Origin of the sequence: Rothia kristinae (assembly GCF_016028855.1) — a bacterium.
Classification (GTDB): domain Bacteria; phylum Actinomycetota; class Actinomycetes; order Actinomycetales; family Micrococcaceae; genus Rothia; species Rothia kristinae.
On record NZ_CP065738.1, the window covers coordinates 1,222,201 to 1,240,564 of the forward strand.

The 18,364-nt window shown below is 71.6% G+C and carries 18 protein-coding genes; 14 read left to right on the forward strand and 4 right to left on the reverse strand.

What is annotated here, in order from left to right:
* Nucleotides 1-80 precede the first annotated feature (80 nt).
* The 4 genes from I6G21_RS05415 (at nt 81) to I6G21_RS05430 (ending at nt 4,766) form a co-directional block, all read left to right on the forward strand.
* A complete protein-coding gene (locus I6G21_RS05415) occupies nt 81-1,385 on the forward strand; it encodes an MFS transporter (protein WP_058731056.1) in 1,305 nt (434 codons plus the stop codon).
* Between the two features lie 33 nt (nt 1,386-1,418).
* Nucleotides 1,419-2,474: an NAD(P)-dependent alcohol dehydrogenase gene (locus tag I6G21_RS05420; protein WP_232238410.1), complete on the forward strand. Its 1,056-nt coding sequence runs from the start codon at nt 1,419-1,421 to the stop codon at nt 2,472-2,474.
* The gene (locus I6G21_RS05425) at nt 2,461-3,339 is read left to right on the forward strand and encodes an AraC family transcriptional regulator (protein ID WP_129357952.1); all 879 of its coding nucleotides are present in this window, start codon (nt 2,461-2,463) and stop codon (nt 3,337-3,339) included. Before I6G21_RS05420 ends, I6G21_RS05425 begins: the two co-directional genes overlap by 14 nt.
* Before the next feature lie 353 nt (nt 3,340-3,692).
* The gene (locus I6G21_RS05430) at nt 3,693-4,766 is read left to right on the forward strand and encodes a 2,3-butanediol dehydrogenase (RefSeq protein ID WP_129357951.1); all 1,074 of its coding nucleotides are present in this window, start codon (nt 3,693-3,695) and stop codon (nt 4,764-4,766) included.
* A gap of 1 nt (nt 4,767) precedes the next feature.
* Here the strand turns inward: I6G21_RS05430 and I6G21_RS05435 are convergent, their stop codons facing one another.
* Entirely contained in the window at nt 4,768-5,178 is a 411-nt protein-coding gene (locus I6G21_RS05435) for a VanZ family protein (protein WP_129357950.1), read from the reverse strand.
* A 77-nt stretch (nt 5,179-5,255) separates the two neighbouring features.
* Between I6G21_RS05435 and I6G21_RS10800 the strand changes: the two genes are divergently transcribed.
* Both I6G21_RS10800 and I6G21_RS05440 read left to right on the forward strand, forming a co-directional pair.
* Nucleotides 5,256-5,384, forward strand: coding sequence for a hypothetical protein (locus I6G21_RS10800; protein ID WP_260006706.1), 129 nt, complete (start codon nt 5,256-5,258; stop codon nt 5,382-5,384).
* Nucleotides 5,385-5,861, forward strand: coding sequence for an antibiotic biosynthesis monooxygenase (locus I6G21_RS05440; RefSeq protein ID WP_129357949.1), 477 nt, complete (start codon nt 5,385-5,387; stop codon nt 5,859-5,861). It begins immediately after the preceding gene.
* Between the two features lie 35 nt (nt 5,862-5,896).
* Here I6G21_RS05440 and I6G21_RS05445 read toward each other — a convergent pair whose 3' ends face one another.
* The 3 genes from I6G21_RS05445 to I6G21_RS05455 are packed head-to-tail and all read right to left on the reverse strand — an operon-like array spanning nt 5,897 to nt 8,948.
* Nucleotides 5,897-7,402: a tripartite tricarboxylate transporter permease gene (locus tag I6G21_RS05445; protein WP_129357948.1), complete on the reverse strand. Its 1,506-nt coding sequence runs from the start codon at nt 7,400-7,402 to the stop codon at nt 5,897-5,899.
* Entirely contained in the window at nt 7,402-7,983 is a 582-nt protein-coding gene (locus I6G21_RS05450) for a tripartite tricarboxylate transporter TctB family protein (protein ID WP_058731061.1), read from the reverse strand. The genes I6G21_RS05445 and I6G21_RS05450 overlap by 1 nt, the downstream gene beginning before the upstream one ends.
* Nucleotides 7,980-8,948 carry a tripartite tricarboxylate transporter substrate binding protein gene (locus tag I6G21_RS05455; protein WP_193554010.1) on the reverse strand — a complete coding sequence of 323 codons (969 nt, stop codon included), beginning with the start codon at nt 8,946-8,948 and terminating at the stop codon, nt 7,980-7,982. The genes I6G21_RS05450 and I6G21_RS05455 overlap by 4 nt, the downstream gene beginning before the upstream one ends.
* A 297-nt stretch (nt 8,949-9,245) precedes the next feature.
* On the opposite strand from I6G21_RS05455, the gene I6G21_RS05460 reads away from it, so the two are divergent.
* From I6G21_RS05460 to I6G21_RS05495, 8 genes are all read left to right on the forward strand, one after another.
* The gene (locus I6G21_RS05460) at nt 9,246-9,608 is read left to right on the forward strand and encodes a universal stress protein (RefSeq protein ID WP_129357946.1); all 363 of its coding nucleotides are present in this window, start codon (nt 9,246-9,248) and stop codon (nt 9,606-9,608) included.
* Nucleotides 9,609-9,695: 87 nt separating this feature from the next.
* The gene (locus I6G21_RS05465; RefSeq protein ID WP_100463857.1) at nt 9,696-10,115 is read left to right on the forward strand and encodes an acyl-CoA thioesterase; all 420 of its coding nucleotides are present in this window, start codon (nt 9,696-9,698) and stop codon (nt 10,113-10,115) included.
* Nucleotides 10,116-10,176: 61 nt separating this feature from the next.
* Nucleotides 10,177-11,511 (forward strand): ATP-binding protein, encoded by a 1,335-nt coding sequence (locus I6G21_RS05470; RefSeq protein ID WP_129357945.1) that lies wholly within the window; start codon nt 10,177-10,179, stop codon nt 11,509-11,511.
* Nucleotides 11,512-11,658: 147 nt separating this feature from the next.
* The gene (locus I6G21_RS05475; RefSeq protein WP_058743435.1) at nt 11,659-13,047 is read left to right on the forward strand and encodes an MFS transporter; all 1,389 of its coding nucleotides are present in this window, start codon (nt 11,659-11,661) and stop codon (nt 13,045-13,047) included.
* Nucleotides 13,048-13,189: 142 nt separating this feature from the next.
* On the forward strand, nt 13,190-14,713 hold the full coding sequence (locus I6G21_RS05480) for an amidohydrolase (protein ID WP_197939439.1): 1,524 nt from the start codon (nt 13,190-13,192) through the stop codon (nt 14,711-14,713).
* A 171-nt stretch (nt 14,714-14,884) separates the two neighbouring features.
* Complete coding sequence (gene brnQ, locus I6G21_RS05485) at nt 14,885-16,288, forward strand: branched-chain amino acid transport system II carrier protein (protein ID WP_064724969.1); 1,404 nt, start codon at nt 14,885-14,887, stop codon at nt 16,286-16,288.
* 31 nt (nt 16,289-16,319) lie between these two features.
* Nucleotides 16,320-17,798 (forward strand): M20/M25/M40 family metallo-hydrolase, encoded by a 1,479-nt coding sequence (locus I6G21_RS05490; protein ID WP_129357944.1) that lies wholly within the window; start codon nt 16,320-16,322, stop codon nt 17,796-17,798.
* A gap of 10 nt (nt 17,799-17,808) precedes the next feature.
* Nucleotides 17,809-18,333 carry an O-acetyl-ADP-ribose deacetylase gene (locus I6G21_RS05495; protein ID WP_058731651.1) on the forward strand — a complete coding sequence of 175 codons (525 nt, stop codon included), beginning with the start codon at nt 17,809-17,811 and terminating at the stop codon, nt 18,331-18,333.
* Nucleotides 18,334-18,364: the final 31 nt, after the last annotated feature.

Here is an 18,364-nt window from a genome sequence, read left to right on the forward strand (position 1 = left end):
CGACACTGGTCACTGACAGAGCCCCGGAGCGTTCGAGACGCCTCCTCAAGGGGCGAGAACCGCACGAAGGAGTGCTGCCGATGATCCTGGGTATGCCCAAGCGCCTGGTCTGGGGGTATATCGCCCTGGCCGTGTTCATGGCCGGTGATGGCTTCGACCTGACCTTCCTCTCCCGCTACCTCGTGACCCAGCACGGGTTCACCAGCACCCAAGCGGGTCTGTGCTTCACGGTCTACGGGCTCGTCGTCGCCTTCTCCGCCTGGACCACGGGAGTGCTCGCGGAGACCTTCGGGGCCAAGCGGCTCATGCTGCTGGGCGGAATCCTCTGGATCGGATTGCACGTCCTCTTCCTGACGGTCGGGCTGATCTCCCCCGTCGCCGCGATCCTCACCTACGGCGCTCGCGGGATCGCGTACCCGCTGTTCATGTACAGCTTCGTGGTGCTGATCGCCCAGTCGGTCGATCCGGGGCGCCTCGCCTCCGCGATGGGCTGGTTCTGGGCCGCGTTCTCCGTCGGGCTGGGATCTCTGGGGGCATTCATCCCCACCCTGACCATCCCGCATCTGGGGGAGACCGGTACCCTCTGGCTGGCCCCGGTGCTCGTCGGCGTCGGCACGCTGATGTGCCTCTTCCTGGTCCCGAAGGCTCCGCCGGAGGAGCGCACCGCAGAACGGCTCGAAGGTGCCGACCGGGCCAGAGAGCTGCTGCGTGGCGTCACCATCCTCGTGGAGAACCGGCAGATCCTGCTCAGCGTCATCATCCGCATCCTGTGCAACCTGACCCTCTACGGCTTCCCGATGATGATGCCGCTGTATCTCACCGGGCAGCTCGACGATTCCCAGCCATGGTTCCAGCAGACCGAATGGATGACTCTGTGGGCGGTCATGAACACCATCACCATCGTCGCGAACATCGTCTGGGGCCGGTTGGGAGACCGCTACGGGTGGATGCGGCAGATGCGGTGGTTCGGCTTCGGCGGGATGGCATTGTCGGCTTTCGCCTTCGGATACTTCCCCCATCTGTTCGGCGCCAACTACGCGATGATGCTCATCGCCGCCGTCATCTTCGCCTGCTCCGTGACCGCGTTCGTCCCGATGGGGGCGATCTTCCCCGCGTTGGCCCCGCAGCACCGGGGTGCCGCGATCTCGGCGCACAATCTGGCCTCGGGTCTGACCACCTTCATCGGCCCGGGGATCGCCACGGCCCTGCTTCCCCTGATCGGCTCCCTCGGGGTCATCTGGGTGTACATCCTGCTGTTCCTGTCCGGCATCGTCATCACCTTCTTCATCCGCCCGCCCCAGCCCGGCATCACGGACGAGAATGGACGCATGCTCCCCGCCGGGCAGCGACGTCGAGCCCGCGCCGGAACCTCGCTGGCGCACTAGCCAACCGCAATCGAGGAGAGAAGGAGACAGATCATGTCCGAGACCATGAAGGCCGTCGTGCTCCAGGAGAAGGGGCGCATCACCATCGACGACATCCCCCGCCCCGGTGCCCCCGGGCCCGGTGAGGTGAAGATCGCGGTGCACACGGTCGGCATCTGCGGATCCGACGTCCACTACTACACGCACGGACGGATCGGGCAGTTCGTCCTCGAGCAGCCCATGATCCTGGGTCACGAGGCCTCCGGGACGGTGCTGGAGGTCGGCGACGGCGTCGAGCACCTGAGCCCCGGGGATCGGGTTGCGATGGAGCCGGGCATCCCGAATCCGCGCTCGCGGGCCTCGCGGGAAGGACGGTACAACGTGGACCCGGACGTGCGCTTCTGGGCCACCCCGCCGGTGGACGGCTGCCTGACCGAGGAGGTCACCCACCCCGCCGAGTACACCTACCGGCTTCCGAACTCCCTGAGCTACGCCGAGGGCGCGCTGATCGAGCCCTTCGCGGTCGGCATGCAGGCCGCGACCAAGGCCCGGCTGGCCCCCGGCGACGTCGCGGCGGTCGTCGGGGCGGGCACCATCGGCATCGTCACCGCGATGGCGGCCCTGGCCGGCGGCGCCAGCCGGGTCTACGTCTCGGACATCGCCCCGGAGAAGCTGGAGAAGCTGGCCGGTCTGGACGGCATCGTGCCCGTGGACGCCAGCCGGGAGGATCTGGCGCAGCGGGTCGCCGCAGACACGGACGGGTGGGGCGCCCAGGCGGTCTTCGAAGCATCCGGGGCGGGTGCCGCCTACGGCTTCGTCGCCGACGTCGCGGCCCCGGGCGGGGTTGTCGTGTGCGTGGGCATGCCCACCGGCCCCGTGCAGTTCGACGTCGTGGCCGCGCAGGCCAAGGAGCTGCGGATCGAGATGATCTTCCGCTACGCCAACGTGTACCGGAAGGCCATCGACCTGGCGGCCGGGGACACCGTGGACCTGGCCCGGCTGGTCACCGAGACCCTCCCGCTGGAGCGCTCCGTGGAGGTCTTCGACCGGGGTGCTGAGGCCCGCCCGACCGACACCAAGCTGCAGATCCGGGTGGATGGCTCCCGCTGACGGCGCCCACCCGGCGGAGCGGGAGCTGGTGGCCATGGACACCACCAGCATCTTCCGGTGGTTCAGCCATGGATTCCCCCATCCCCTGGCCCGCTGGCACCACCATCCCGAGATCGAGATCCACCTGATCCGGGATTCGCATGGAGCGGCCCACATCGGCCGCTCCGTGCGGGTGTTCGGGCCGGGAAGCCTCTATCTGCTCGGGGCGGATCTGCCTCACAACTGGGTCTCCGTCCTCGAGGATCGCAGCGAGGTTCCCGATCGGGATGTCCTGGTGCACGCTGACCCCCAGCTGCTGGCCAAGGCTGAGACGCTTCTGCCGGAGCTGACGGGACTGCGCGCTTTCCTGGAGACGGCTCGTGCCGGGATCGAGTTCACGGGGGACACCAGAGACAGAGCGACGGAGGCTCTGACCGCTATGGGCGGATCGACCGGGCCGGCCCGCCTCGCTCTGGGCATCGAGCTGCTCGGCATCCTCATGGCTGCCCCGCCCGAAGAACGGGAGATCGTCGATCCGGAGGCTCCTGCGGAGGCGGGCCCTCGCGGCGGGGAGGATTTCGACCGCGCCCTGGAATTCCTCCATCGCAATCTGCGTCGTGAGGTCCGGCTGGAGGATCTGGCCCGTGAGCTCGGCATGTCCACCTCGGCCGCCTCTCGGATGCTGACCCGGGCGACGACCGTGGGATTCTCCCGGCTGATGAGCCGCATGAGGGTCACGGAGGCGTGCCGACTGCTGCGCAGCACGCGACTGAGCGTGGTGGACGTGTGCTGGGCGTCCGGATTCCGCAACCTGTCCAACTTCAACCGGCGCTTCCGCGAGGAGACCGGCACGACGCCGTCGGCCTACCGCCGGTCGCTGGGGTGATGCGACGTCTGCTGTGAGCCCTCTGATGCGCGGCATGTCACGGTCAGTGCAGGATGTCGCGAACGGTTCGGGGCATCCTGCACTCAGCGTGACAGAGGCCAGTGACACGGCGCGGGTCGGCAGGATTCTGTGCCGCCAGTGTCTTCTGGGACTGGATCGTGCAGTGTGAGTCGGATGATCCGGCTCGGGATGCACGATCCGGTCCGCGGACACCGGGACCTCCGGGGGCGCCGGGTGGGGTACCGTGCGGGTCGGCCCCGCGGCGCAACACCGGTGTCATCCGGGCCCGGCGGATCCGCGGCGGGACTACCGTGGAAGGTGCTGAACAGGATCCGTCACGAAGGAGTGCACCGATGCGCGCAGCCCGCTACTACGACAACCACGACATCCGCATCGAGGAGATCGATGCGCCGACGCCCGCCGCGGGGGAGGTGCTGATCGACGTCGCCTGGTGCGGGATCTGCGGCACCGACCTGCACGAGTACCTCGACGGCCCGATCTTCGTGCCCCCGCACGGGCACCCGCACCCCATCTCCGGGGAGTCCGCCCCCGTGACCCTCGGGCACGAGATGTCCGGCACCGTCGCGGCCCTCGGCGAGGGCGTGGATGACCTCGAGGTCGGCCAGCACGTGGTCGTGGAGCCCTACATCATCCGCGAGGAGGACGAGGACCAGCCGAACTACCACCTCAGCCCGGACATGAACTTCATCGGGCTGGGCGGTCGCGGCGGCGGCCTGGCGGAGCAGATCTCCGTCAAGCGCCACTGGGTCCACCCCGTCTCCGACGACGTCCCGCTGGACGAGGCGGCGCTGATCGAGCCGCTGTCCGTCGCCCACCACGCCTACGTGCGCTCCGGCGCGAAGGCCGGGGACGTCGCGATCATCGGCGGGGCCGGGCCCATCGGGGTGCTCACCGCGGCGGTGCTCAAGGCCGAGGGGCTCACCGTGATCATCTCGGAGCTGTCCGAGCTGCGGCGCCAGAAGGCCCTGGACGCCGGGGTCGCCGACCACGCCTTCAGCCCCAAGGAGGTCGACGTCGTGGAGGAGGTGCGGAAGCTCACCGACGGCAAGGGGGCTGATGTGGGCTTCGAGTGCACGTCGGTGGACGTGGTGCTGGACATGCTGCTCGACGCCGTGCGGCCCACCGGGGTGATCGTCAACGTCTCGATCTGGGGGCACAAGCCCGCGGTGGACATGCACAAGCTGGTCATGAAGGAGATCGACCTGCGCGGCACCATCGGCTACTGCGGCGACCACCCGGACACCATCGCCCTGGTGGAGCAGGGGAAGGTGGACCTCAAGCCGTTCATCACCGGGAAGATCGGGCTGGACGACCTGGTGGACAAGGGCTTCGACACCCTCATCAACCACAACGAGACCGCCGTGAAGATCCTCGTCTCCCCGACGGGCAAGGGTCTGGAGGACTGATTCAGGCGGGCCGGCGCCGCAGGATCGCGGTGCCGGCCAGCAGGCCGAGGCTCAGCCCGACGACGTCGGCCAGGGCATCCAGCGGGTCCGCGGAACGGTGCGGCAGCAGGGTGCCCTGGATGACCTCGGAGAGCACGGCGTGGGCGGCGAAGACGACGGCGAGCAGCCGCCAGCGCACCCCGGCCGCCCGGAGGAACAGCGCGGGCAGGACGAACATGCCCAGGTGCGCGAGCTTGTCCATCCCCGGCAGGTCCAGCAGGCCGTCGGGTCCGTCGGGCTGGGCCGGGGCGTAGAGGCCGTAGAGCTGCACCAGCAGGAACGCCGCGCCCAGGGCGAGCAGGATCCAGCGCCCCGCCCCGGAGGCGGGACGGGCGGCAGGTTCGGCGGAGGACTCGGGGCGCGCGGGTTTCACGCCCCCGATCCTACGGGCCCGGGCACCGGCGCCCCGCCGCTCCAGATCCGAAACATCCGGGTCATACACTGTGGCCCATGAGCCTTCCCGTCACCGTGCAGATCACCCGCGACGTCGATCCCGGGGCCGTCACCGAGGTGGAGGACTGGGTGGCCCGCGGCCAGTCCATCGTCGCGGGCTTCCCCGGATACCTCGGCTCCGGCTGAGTGCGCGCCCACGAGGACTCCACCGTCTGGCACATGCTGCTGCGCTTCTCCTCCGAGGACACCCTGCGCACCTGGGCGGACTCCCCGCAGCGGCAGGCGTGGATGGCGGAGTTCCACAGCCACGTCCGCGAGTTCCGCCACGTCAAGCGCACCGGCATCGAGCGGTGGTTCGACACCCCGCAGGACGAGGCCGAGCCGGACGTGGTCCCGCCGCGGTGGAAGCAGGCCATCGTCATCTTCACCGGCTTCTACCCGGTCTCCGCCCTGGCCAACTACATCGTCGGGCACGTGGTGCCGCAGGCGCCGTTCCTGGTGAAGATCCTCCTGGTGATCCTCCTGGCCACCCCCACGATGGTGTACTGGGTGCTGCCGTGGACCACGCGCCTGTACCAGTCGTGGCTGAAACGGCCCCGTCGCACCCGACGCCGGCCCCGCCGGCCCCGCTCTCGGGACGCCGAGGGCTCCCCGGAAGGCTGACCCCGGGACCTCAGGAACCCCGAGCCAGAGCCGGCTCAGGTGTCCCGGCGGGTCCGGGAGGTCACCTTCGAGCGCACGGTCAGCGCCAGCACCACCAGCAGCACGGCGTACATCCCGAGGGCGATGGGGCTGTCCACCAGCACGCCCGCGTTCCCGTCGGAGGAGATCAGGGCGTCGCGCAGGTTGGTCTCCGCCAGCGGGCCCAGCACCATGCCGATGACCAGGGGCGCCAGCGGGTAGCCGTGCAGGCGCATCAGGAACCCCAGGACCCCGACCCCCAGCAGCATCAGCAGGTCGAAGACCTCCCCGCTGGTCGCGTAGATCCCCAGCGCGCAGAACACCGTGATCCCGGCGTACAGGTACGGCTTGGGGATCAGCAGCAGCTTGGCCCACACCATCGCGAAGGGCAGGTTGATGATCAGCAGCACGACCATCGCGACGAAGAAGCTCGCCAGCAGTGCCCACACCAGGTCCGGAGAGCGCTCGAACAGCAGCGGGCCCGGCTGCAGTCCGTACTGGCGGAAGGCGGCCAGCATGATCGCCGCCGTCGCGGAGATCGGCAGGCCCAGGGCCAGCAGCGCCCCCATCGCCATGCCCGTGGTGGAGTTGCCCGCCGCCTCCGGGGCGGCCAGCCCGCGGATCGCGCCCCGGCCGAACTGCGGGCGTCGTCGACGTCGGTCCAGGCGCCGCTCCACCCCGTAGGCCAGGAACGTGGGGATGTCCGCACCACCCGCGGGGATGACCCCGAAGGGCAGGCCGATCAGGGTGCCGCGCGCCCAGGCCGGGGCGGCCTCGCGCATCTCCTTCCGGGACAGCCAGGGCCGCCCCGTGGAGTTCACCATCTTCCCCGCTCGTGCGAAGCGATCCACCACCGCGCAGTGGATGACCTCCCCCAGGGCGAGGACCGCCACCGTCACCGTCACGAGTGAGATCCCGTCGAACAGGTACGGGGAGTCCATGGTGAACCGGGGCACGCCGGTCACGGCGTCCACCCCGACGACGGCGATGCCCAGCCCCAGCAGCAGCGACAGCAGGCCCTCCACCGCCGAGTCGGTGACCACCGAGGAGGTCGCGACGAACGCGAACAGGGCCAGGGCGAAGTACTCGGCCGGCCCGAAGCTCGCGGACAGGTCCGCCAGCCACGGGGCCAGGAACACCACGGCCACCGAGGAGACGAAGCCGCCGATGAACGCGCCGATCGCGGCCGTGGCCAGGGCCTGGGCGGCCCGCCCGTTCAGCGCCATCTTGTGGCCCTCGAAGGTCGAGGCGATCGCGGAGGCCTGCCCCGGGGTGTTCATGAGGATGCCCATCGTGGAATCCCCGAACAGCCCGCCGAAGTACACCCCGGAGAACATGATGAACGCGGCCGTGGGCTCCAGGGCGAAGGTCACCGGCAGCAGCAGGGCCACCGCCATCGAGGACCCCAGCCCGGGAATCACCCCGACGGCGGTGCCCAGCAGACAGCCCAGCACCACCCAGAACAGGTTCTGCCAGGTCAGCGCCCCGGCGAAGCCCTCCGCGAGCAGCGAGATCGCATCCATCAGAAACCGCCTCCCAGAATCCCGGAGGGCAGGTTCAGCCCCAGGACCATGTCGAACAGGATGTATGCCAGGGAGCTGACCGTGAGACCCGCCACCAGGCTCACCAGGTCGCGACGGGCCCCGAAGCCGCGGGCCACCGCCCAGAACAGCAGCCCGCCGCCGATCACCCAGCCGAGGGTCTCCAGCAACAAGGCGAAGATCAGGAAGCCGCCCACCACCCAGGCCAGCGAGGCCCAGGAGAAGCCGGGGGCGGCCGGGGGCTCGCCCTCACCTGCCGTCACGGCCCCGGCAGCGGCATCCGCGTCGTCGTCGTCGGCCTCCGTGGCGGGCCGGGTGCGGGAGCGCACGATCCGCACCACCTCGGCCACCGTCAGCACCAGGATTCCGACGGCGATGACCAGGGGGAAGAACCGCGGTCCAGGGAAGGCCGTCGAGTCGGGGACCTCCATGGCCGCGCAGCCGATCAGCAGGTACGTCGCGACGGCTGCGAGAACGGCCGGCATGATCAGCTCCCGGGCCCATCGCGGCCGGGTCTCCGTGGGCCGCGACCGGGGTGCGCGCGTGCTCGATGCGGTGCTCACAGTCCCAGCTCCTCGTACAGCTCGCCGATCCGCCGCTTCTCCCGGTCCAGGAAGTCCGTCAGCTCCTGACCGGTCACCACGTTCTCGTTCCAGTGGTAGCGCGTGATCGCCTCCCGCCACTGCGGGGTCGCGATGGTCTCCTCGATGATCTCCAGCAGCCCCGCACGGTCCTCGTCGGTGATGCCGCCGGGGGCCACCAGCAGCCGCCAGTTCGCCAGGGTCACGTCGTAGCCCTGCTCCACGGTGGTCGGCAGGTCGATGCCCTCGGGGCGTTCCTTCGCGACCAGCGCCAGGGCCTGTAGGCGCCCGGATTCGATCTGGTCGATGGAGTCCGGGTAGCCGCTGGCCGCGGCGGTGGCGGTGCCGTTCATCAGGGCCGCCGCGGATTCCCCGCCGCCGTCGGAGTTCACGTAGATCATGGTCTGCGGGTCGATGCCCGCGGCCATCGCCAGCTCGGCGATCACCAGCTGGTCGAAGGAGCCGCCGCCGGTCCACGGGATGGAGCGCGGGTCCGCCTTCCAGGCGTCCATCAGCTGCCCCAGGGTGCGGAACTCGGAGTCCCCGGGCACCACGACGACGTCGTACTCCTCCACGGTGATGGCCAGCGGGTTCACGTCCGCATAGGTCGCGGCGGAGCCGTACTTGATGGTCGCCGCCAGCTGCCCGGTGCCGCCGACCATGAGGTTGCCGGGCTGGCCCTCCAGCACGGAGAGGTTGCCCAGGGCGATGGTCCCGCCGGCCCCCGGCATGTTGACCACCTGGGTGTTGTTCACGATGCCCTCGGCGCGCTGGGCCTGCTGCATCTCCCGCGCCACGGTGTCCCAGCCGCCGCCGGCCGCGGCCGGGGCGATGATCGTCAGGGCCGAGCGCAGGTCCCGGCCCGCCGAGGCCGAGCTGATGGAGCCGTAGGAGGCGGTGCCGATAGCGGCCAGGGCGATGACCCCGCCCAGGCCCCAGCGCAGCACCGAGCGGCGGGTGGGGCCGGCTTCCGACGCCGCGGCGTCCGGCGCTTCGGGCGCAGGGCCGGAGCCGGGACCGGTCGGACCGGCATCGGGGGCTGCGGGGTCGTACGGGTCGGATCCCCACGGGGTCTGCTGGTCGCGGTCGGATGCCACGGGGAGCCTCCTGGGCGGTGGGCGATCGATGGGTGTCGAGCACGGGTCCCGGGCTCGACGGCGAGTGTGATTCACCCTACAGTGAGGGGACGGCGCCCCGCCAACCGGGGCACCGCAGAGCCCGTGACGCACCGAGGAGACCCATCCGTGAGCATCATCCTGGCCCACACCGACACCCCCGCCGGGCGCGCCGCCCGCGAGTTCGCCGTGCGGGAGGCCCAGCGGCGCGACGCCGACCTGATCCTGTTCCCGGTGGACGATGCCGAGCCGGACCCGCGGGCCCCCGAGCTGACCGGGCTGGACCCGGATCGGGTGCGCGTGCAGCGGCCGGATCCGCGCAGCCGCAGCGCCGTCGGAGACCTCGTGGATGCGACCGGTGATGGGGACGTGGAGGCGGTGGTCGTCGGGGTGCGCCGGCGCAGCCCCGTCGGGAAGATCCTGCTGGGCTCCGCGGCCCAGCAGATCATCCTCGAGGCGGAGTGTCCGGTCATCACCGTCAAACCTGAATGATCCCGTGGTGCGCGGCCTACAGTGGGATGTATGGCCGAATACCCGATCTCCCCGAACACCGCCGAGCTGTCCGTGGTGGACGACGGCATGAACTTCCACACCCGCAAGTGGGTCAAGCCGGAGGACCTCAACGCGCACGGCACCCTCTTCGGCGGCTCCCTGCTGCGCTGGATCGACGAGGAGGCCGCGATCTACGCGATCCTGCAGACCGGCAACCGGCGCGCGGTGACCAAGCTGATCTCCGAGATCAACTTCGTCTCCTCCGCGGTGCAGGGGGACATGATCGAGATGGGGCTGAAGGCCACCCGCTTCGGGCGGACCTCGGTGACCATGCGCTGCGAGGTCCGCAACATGCTGACCCGCCGGCTGATCCTGTCCATCGAGAAGATCGTGTTCGTCTCCGTGGATGAGAACGGCCGCCCCGTGCCCCACGGGTACACGGACATCACCTACAGGCGCGACCGCATCCCGGTGCGCCCGCAGAACCCTGACTGGGAGAACGACTGAGCCCCACAGTGGGACAATGGGACTGACAGCACATCGCGCCGAACCACGGAAGGTGAGCCAGATGCCCAGCAGCGCCGCTGACGCCCAGACCCTGCACACCCGGTTCGAGGAGCAGGTCGCCCTGCCCTCCCCGGATCCCGACGCGGCCGAGAGGCTGCTGGACGAGGCGCGCACCCAGCTGGGGGAGCGCGACCCGTTCACCGTGCAGGTGGCCTCCTACCGCGCCACGGCCCTGGCCGCCGGCGGCCAGGTCGACCGGGCCCTGGAGCTGTTCGACGAGCTCATCCGGCAGACCTCGGCCGCATCGGATGAGTCATCAGCCGCCCAGCGCAGCTTCCTGCTCCAGCAGAAGGCCGCCGTGCTCGAGTCCGCCGAGCGCGCCGACGAGGCCATCTCCGCCCTGCAGGAGACCGTGGCCAGCTGGGCCGCCGCCGGAGCGCGGTTCTCCGAGCAGCTGGCCGAAGCCCAGCTGCACCTGTCCCGCGTGCAGCTGCGCGCGGGACGCACCGGCGACGCCGCCGAGGGACTGACCCGGCTGCTGGGCGAGGCCGATCAGGTGCTCGGCCCCGACCACGCCCTGACCTTCGAGGCCCTGCGGCTGCGGGTGGTCGTGCTGTTCGCCGCCGGCCGCTTCGACGCCGGGGCCAAGGCCCTGCGTCGGCTGCTCGTGCGGGTGCACCACTACTACGGCGCGGACTCCGCCCAGGCCGCCGCCCTGCGCCGCAGCTTCGGCCAGGAGCTGGCCTACGCCTACGACCCGGCAGCCTCCCGGTCCGCCCTGGAGTCCCTGGTGGCGGACACCGAGCAGCGGCGCGGGGAACAGGACCCGCAGACCCTGCAGCTGCGCCGCCAGCTCGCCGGGCTCCTGGAGCGGCTGGGGCTGGTGGCCGAGGCCGAGGAGCAGCTGCACCGCGGGTGGGAGGACCTGGACGAGCTGCAGCGCACCGCCCTGACCCACGCCCACCTGATGATCCGGGATCAGCACGACGCCGCCCGGACCGAGTACCGGAAGCTGCTGGAGATGGTGGTCGCGGACCCCACCGAGGAGCACCGCGAGCTGCTCACCGAGGCCGCCCTGGCCCGGGGCCTGCCGGAGCAGGTCGAGGCGGAGCAGGACCCCCGCGGCCGGGTCTCCCGCGCCCATCGGGATGCCCACGATCGGCTGATCGAAGCCCTGGACGCCTACCGCGAGGCCGAGATCCTGGGGGACGAGGAGGAGATCGCGCTGGGGCTGTTCGCCGCCGACGAGCTGCGCTACGCCGGAGCGCTGGAGGCCTCCGTGCAGGAGCTGGAAGCGCTGCGCGAGCGGGCCGAGACCACCCTCGGCGCCGAGCACCCGCGGACCGAAGAGGTCGCCCAGACCCTCGACGCCGCCCGCGCCGGGATCCGCCTCTGAGCCCTCCTCTCAGGGAGTCCACCCCTCCCCGGCAGGAAAGCATTGCGAGCCTTTCGGGTTCCGGCGGAGGGGCATTAGGCTGGTCTGACCAGGGGCTTCGCCGCGTCGTCGGCCGCGCCCCACCGCCGCCCACGTCAGGACCTCCCCATGGCTTCGACCGCCGCCCACCAGCCCGCCCCGCCCGCGGCCGTCACCGGGAGGCGGCGTCGGCTCTCCATGCTCGTGGCTGCCTTCGGCACCGTCGTGGAGTGGTACGACTTCTCGATCTTCTTCTACGTCTCCACGAGCCTGTCCCGCGTCTTCTTCGGCCCGTATGAGGGATCCCTGCTGATGACCCTGGCCATCGGCTCGGTCGGCTTCCTCTTCCGTCCCATCGGCGCGATGGTCTTCGGGCACCTCGGGGACCGGATCGGCCGCAAATCCTCCCTGGTGATCTCCGCGAGCCTGATGGCCGTGGCGATGGCCGGCATCGCCCTCGTCCCCGGCCAGGAGACCTGGGGCGTTTGGGGCGCGGTCACCGTCATCGCCCTGCGCTGCCTGGCCGGCTTCTCCGTGGGTGCTGAGTACACCGGCATCATGGTCTTCCTCATGGAATCCGCGAAGGACGGCCGCCGCGGCTTCGCCGCCAGCTGGGCCGCGGCCAACAGCGAGGTCGGCTCCCTGCTGGCCGTGGGGCTGGGCACCGTCATGGCCGTGCAGCTGAGCCCCGAGGACCTGGACGGGTGGGGCTGGCGGGTGCTGTTCCTGATCGGCGGGGCGCTCGCGGCCCTGATGATCCCGCTGCGCCGGCTCATGGTGGAGACCGAGACCTTCGAGCACACCCAGCGCAGCACCGCACAGGCCGCCCGCTCCCCGCTGATCGCCGTGCTGCGCACCCACCCGAAGTCGGTGCTGCTGGCGTTCCTCATCTCCTCCATCGGGTCCGTGACGTACTTCCTGAACATCACCAACGTGCCCGCCTACCTGGAGGAGGCCGCGCACCTGGAGTCCGCGGGCTCCCTCGGCCTGGGCACCATCGCCGCCGTCGTCGCGATCGTCGTGACCCCGCTGATCGGGCTGGCCTCGGACCGGTTCGGACGGCGCGCGCTGCTGGCCGCGTTCGTCGCGATCATCGCGGTCAGCACCATCCCGGCCTACCTGATGCTCACCCACGCCGGCCCCGGTTCGGCCATGGTCGGCGTGGCCCTGCTCGCGGTGCCCGCCGCCGGGTGGTCCGCGATCGCCGCGGCCGCCGTCCCGGAGCAGTTCACCGCGGTGGGCCGGTTCTCCGGCATGGCCATCGGCTACAACCTCGCCACCGTCCTGTTCGGGGGCCTCTCCCCGTTCCTGGCCACGTGGCTGATGTCCGCCACCGGCTCCGCTCTGGCCCCGGCCGTGTACTCCACCGCCGTGGCCGTGCTCTTCGGGATCCCCGTGGTCGCGATGGTCCGGGACATGGCCGGGCGCCCCCTGGCCGAGCTGGATCAGGACCCGGAGCTGGAGCCGGGGGTCGAGCGGTCCGGGGGCGGCCGGCGGGTCACCCACCGGGGCGCCTGAGCCAGGACCGGGGCAGACGGCCCGGGTGCGGGTCGAAGACCTCCCGGGGCGTCCGTCGGCGTTCCGCATCCCCGCCGGCCCCGGGCCGGTGTGATCCCGGACGCACGGCATACGGGTGTGCGGCCCGTGTAGAACAGTAGGCATGAGCACCGGACACCTCCTGCGCACTCTCCGCGATCCCCGCACCGGCCGGACCCTGGACGCGCGGATCCGGGACGGGCGCGTGCGCCTGAGCCCGCCCGGGGCCCTCGCCCCGGAACCGGGGGAGCAGGTGCTGGAGGCCGAGGGCCGTTGGCTGATCCCCGGCCTGTGGGACCGGCACGTGCACGTGGACCAGTGGGCCCAGGCCCGCACCCGCCTGGACCTCACCGCGGCCGACAGTGCCGAACAGGCCCTGCAGACCGTGCGCGCGCACCTCTCCCGCCGCGAGCGCGACGGGGACCTGGACCCCGGAGAGGCCCTGTTCGGCTTCGGCTACCGCTCCTCCGTGTGGCCGCGCCAGCCCACCGTGGCCGAGCTGGACGCCGTGACCGGGCCCCGCCCCGTCGTGCTGATCAGCGGGGACATGCACAACGGCTGGCTCAACACCGCCGCCCTGCGGCTGCTCGGCGCCCCCGACACCGACGGCGCCCTGTCCGAGAACCGCTGGTTCCCCCTGTACTCCCAGCTGGAGCGGCACATGCCGGACACCGCCCGACTCATCCCGCAGACGCTGCGCGATGCCGCCTACCGCGGCGTGGTGGGCCTGGTGGACCTGGAATTCGCCGCCAACCACCGGGTCTGGCCCGAGCGCCTGGCCGCGGGGCTGAACCTGCTGCGCGTGCGCACCGGGGTGTACCAGGAGCACCTGGAGGAGGTCGTCGAGGCCGGGCTGCGCACCGGGGACCGGCTGTGCTCCCCGGAACAGGACCCGGAGGGGCTGCTGCGGATGGGGCCGCTGAAGATCATCTCCGACGGATCCCTGGGCACCCGCACCGCCCACTGCTGCTCCCCCTATCTGGGCTCCCCGGATCCCACCCGCCCCTCCGGGGTGCAGAACGAGAGTCCGCAGCGCCTGCGACGCCTGCTGGGCGCGGCCCACGAGGCGGGGCTTCAGGTGGCCCTGCACGCCATCGGCGACGCCGCCGTGCGCCACGCCCTGGACGCCTACGCCGCCACCGGGGCGCGCGGGTCCATCGAGCACGCCCAGCTGATGCGCCGGGAGGACCTGCCCCGCATGGCCGCTCTGGGGATCACCGCCAGCGTGCAGCCGGCGCACCTGCTGGATGACCGGGACGTCACCGACGTGCTGTGGGCGGATCGGGCCGAGCGCAGCTTCATGCTCGCCTCCATGCTGGCCGCGGGGATCCCGCTGGCCTTCGGCTCCGACGCGCCGGTCTCCCCGCTGGATCCCTGGCTGGAGATGGCCGCGGCCGTTCACCGCTCCGGGGACGCCCGTCCCGCCTGGCACCCGGAGGAGGCCATCGGCGCGCAGGCCGCGCTGCGGGCCTCGACCGGGGGCCGTCTGGTGCCGGCCGACGGCGACGTCGCGGACCTGGCCATCGTGGAGGACAACCCCCTGGCCCCGGCCGCGGACACCGCCGAGACCGGGGCGCGGCTGCGCGGGATGCGGGTCTGGGCCACCTTCCTGGCCGGTCGCCCCACCCACGGTCCGACTGCGTGCTGAGCCGTCCCGACGCCGCCCTCGTCTCCCGCGGGCCTCCCATCGGGTGGGACGCGCCCCGGCGCCCCTCGGCAGTGTTTCACATAGTGGTACGCGTGGCCGGAGAGTGAGAGCGAGGTCTAAGCTGGGGGCGCTCTCCACTCGCATCGTCAGGCTCACCGCCGGAGGACCCCCATGACCAACGCCCCCGAAGCGGCCCCCGGCCGCCCCCGCCGCACCGAACGCACCGGGGTGGTCATCGTCGTCGCGGCGATGATGCTGTTCTCCATGTTCTTCGGGGCGGGCAACCTCATCTTCCCGCCCATCCTCGGGGCGTCCTCCGGTGAGAGCTTCGTGCCCGCGGTGCTCGGCTTCCTCAGCTCCGGGGTGCTCCTGCCGGTGCTGGCCGTGCTGGCCATCGCCATCACCGGTCGGGACGTGCAGGACCTGGCCAGCCGCGGTGGGCGGATCTTCGGCGTGATCTTCCCGGTGCTGATCTACCTGTCCATCGGCGCCTTCTACGCCCTGCCGCGCACCGCCACGGTCAGCTTCTCCACCACCATCACCCCCAACTTCGGCTGGGACTCCTGGGGCGCCACCGCCCTCTTCTCCGCGGTGTTCTTCCTCATCACCCTCGCCCTGGCCTTCGACCCGCGCAACATCGTGGACGCCCTCGGCAAGTTCCTCACGCCCGCCCTGATCATCCTGCTGGTGATCATGGTGGTCCTGGGCATCGCCAATCTGCACTCGGATCCCGGTGCCGCGACCGAGGAGTACGCCAGCCACCCCTATTCCGCCGGGTTCCTGGAGGGGTACCTGACCATGGACTCCCTCGCGGCCCTGGCCTTCGGCATCGTGGTGGTCTCCGCGCTGCGCCAGAAGGGCGTGCCCACCGGCCCGTCCCTGGTGCGCGGGGTGAGCCTGTCCGGGATCATCGCCGGGGTGCTGCTGGCCGTGGTGTACGTGGGCCTGGGGGTGATCGGGCACCGGATCCCCGACGCCGCCGGCTACCCCGACGGCGCGTCCCTGCTCTCCGCGGCGGCCGCCCAGACCATGGGCCGGCCCGGCGCGTGGGTCTTCGGTCTGATCGTCCTGCTGGCCTGCCTGACCACCTCGGTGGGTCTGCTGGGCGCCACCTCCGAGTTCTTCGCCAAGCTCGTGCCCGCGATCCCCTACCGCTGGTGGGCCGTCATCTTCACGATCATCGCTTTCCTCGTCTCCACGCTGGGGCTGAGCACCGTCATCGCGATCGCCGGGCCCATCGTCGGCTTCCTCTACCCGGCCGCGATCACCCTGATCTTCCTGACCCTGGTCGAGCCGCTGCTGCGTCGTCGCCTGAACCTGACCTACGTGTTCTCCCTGACCGTGGCCATCATCTGGTCCGCCCTGATGAGCGCCGATTCCCTCGGCTGGGGCTCCTCCTGGATCGAGCCGCTGACCGGCTGGGCCCCGGGCTACGAGCAGGAGCTCGGCTGGTTCTTCCCCACCCTGGCCGCCGCGATCGTCGGCTACATCATCGACCTCTCCCGCGGAGCCAAGAAGGCCGTGCCCGTGGGCGGGGAGACCAAGGCCGAGGCCGAGGACCGCGTCCTGGGCTGAAGGCGGCAGCCACCACCTGGAGGAGAGCCCCATGCCATCCCCTGACCCTGCACGGGAGAACAGCGACCCGCTGCCCTCCGTCACCGGCTCCGAGGCTTCCCGCGAACGGGCGATCGAGGCCTCCGCAGATACCTACGACGCCCTCGTGAACCTGCTCCGCGCCCGGGTCGCCCGGCGCACCGAGAGCCAGGGTGGCGGGCACCGGGACCGGGCGATGGCCTACCTCACCGAGGAGATCGCTCCCCAGCTGGAGGAGCTCGGATTCTCCTGGCGGATCGCGCAGAACCCCGTCTCGGCGAACCATCCCGCGATCATCGGCCGGCGCGTCGAGGATCCGCAGCTGCCCACCGTGCTCGTGTACGGGCACGGCGACGTGCAGTTCGGGCACGCGGACGACTGGAGCGAGGGCCGCAGCCCCTGGCACCTGAGCATCGAGGGCGATGCCCTCTACGGCCGGGGCAGCGCGGACAACAAGGGCCAGCACACCGTCGACCTGTGCGCCCTCGGCGCCGTCATCGGGGTGCGCGGGAAGCTCGCGTACAACGTCACCGTCCTCATCGAGATGGGCGAGGAGGCCGGCTCCGTGGGGCTGAGCGAGATCGTCCGCGAGCACGCCGGGGACCTCGCCGCGGACCTGTTCATCGGCTCGGACGGGCCGCGGCTGGACGCACAGGCGCCCACCCTGTTCCTCGGCTCCCGCGGCGCGCTGGGCTTCGAGCTCGTGGTGGAAGAGCGCTCCGGGGACCTGCACTCCGGCAACTGGGGCGGGCGAGTGCGCAACCCCGCGACCGTCCTGGCCGCCGCGATCGGCGCCTTCGTGGACGGGGACGGGGTGATCCGCGCGGACTTCCTGCGCCCCTCGCGGATCCCCGACCCCGTGCGCCGGGCCGTGCAGGCCCTGCCCGAGCCCGCCGACGACGGCGGCCCGGCCGTCGACCGTGACTGGGGCGAGCCGGGGCTGAGCCCGAACGAGCGGGTCTTCGCGTGGAACACCGTCGAGGTCCTCGCTCTGGAGGCCGGTGATCCGGCCGAGCCGAAGAACGCGATCCCCGCCCGGGCGCGCGCTGTGCTGCAGCTGCGCTACGTCGTCGGCACGGACGTCTCCGACTTCGCCGCGAAGGCCGAGCGGGTCCTGCGCGAGCGCGGCATCCGCGGCGTCACGGTGCGCGCTCATGAACCGGTTCCCGCCACTCGGCTGGATCCCGCTGCCCCCGTGGTGCGCGCGGCCGAGGTCTCGATCGCCGAGACCGTGGGTCGGGAGCCCGCCGTCGAGCCGAATCTGGGCGGGACGATCCCCAACGCCGTGTTCGCCGACCAGCTCGGCCTGCCGACCGTGTGGATCCCGCACTCCCCCCCCCCGGGGTCCAACCAGCACGCCCCGGATGAGCACGCGCTGGCCTCCGTGCTGCGCGAGGGCCTGCGGATCATGGCGGGGGTGTTCTGGGACATGGGCGAGCGACCTGAGCAGTGGTTCCGCACCGGCCCGGACCGGCCCGGGATCCGCGGCTAGGGTGGGGCTCATGGAGCTGATCATCCGACCCGGGGACATCACCCGCACCCAGGCCGACGCGATCGTCAACGCCGCCAACCACACCCTGTACGGCGGGGGAGGGGTGGACGGGGCGATCCACCGCGCCGGGGGACCCGAGATCCTGGCGGCCTGCCGCCGGCTGCGCGCCGAGCGCTTCCCGGACGGTCTGCCCACCGGGCAGGCCGCGGCCACCACCGCCGGGGAGCTGCCCGCCTGCTGGGTCATCCACACCGTGGGACCCACCTACGCGAAGACCAAGTACGAGCAGAAGGCGCCCCTGCTGGCCTCCTGCTACCGGGAGTCCCTGCGGGTGGCCGCCGAGCTCGGTGCCGCCTCGGTCGCGTTCCCCGCGATCTCCGCGGGGATCTACGGCTGGCCCATGGACGACGCCGCGCGCATCGCCGTGGAGACGGTCCGCGCCACGGCCGAGGAGGTCGGCGAGACCGTGCGCACCGTGCTGTTCACGCCCTACGGGTCGGCGGCCGAGACCGCCTTCCGCGCCGCCTTCGGCTGAGCGCGGGGCATGCGATACGACAGAGGCCGCG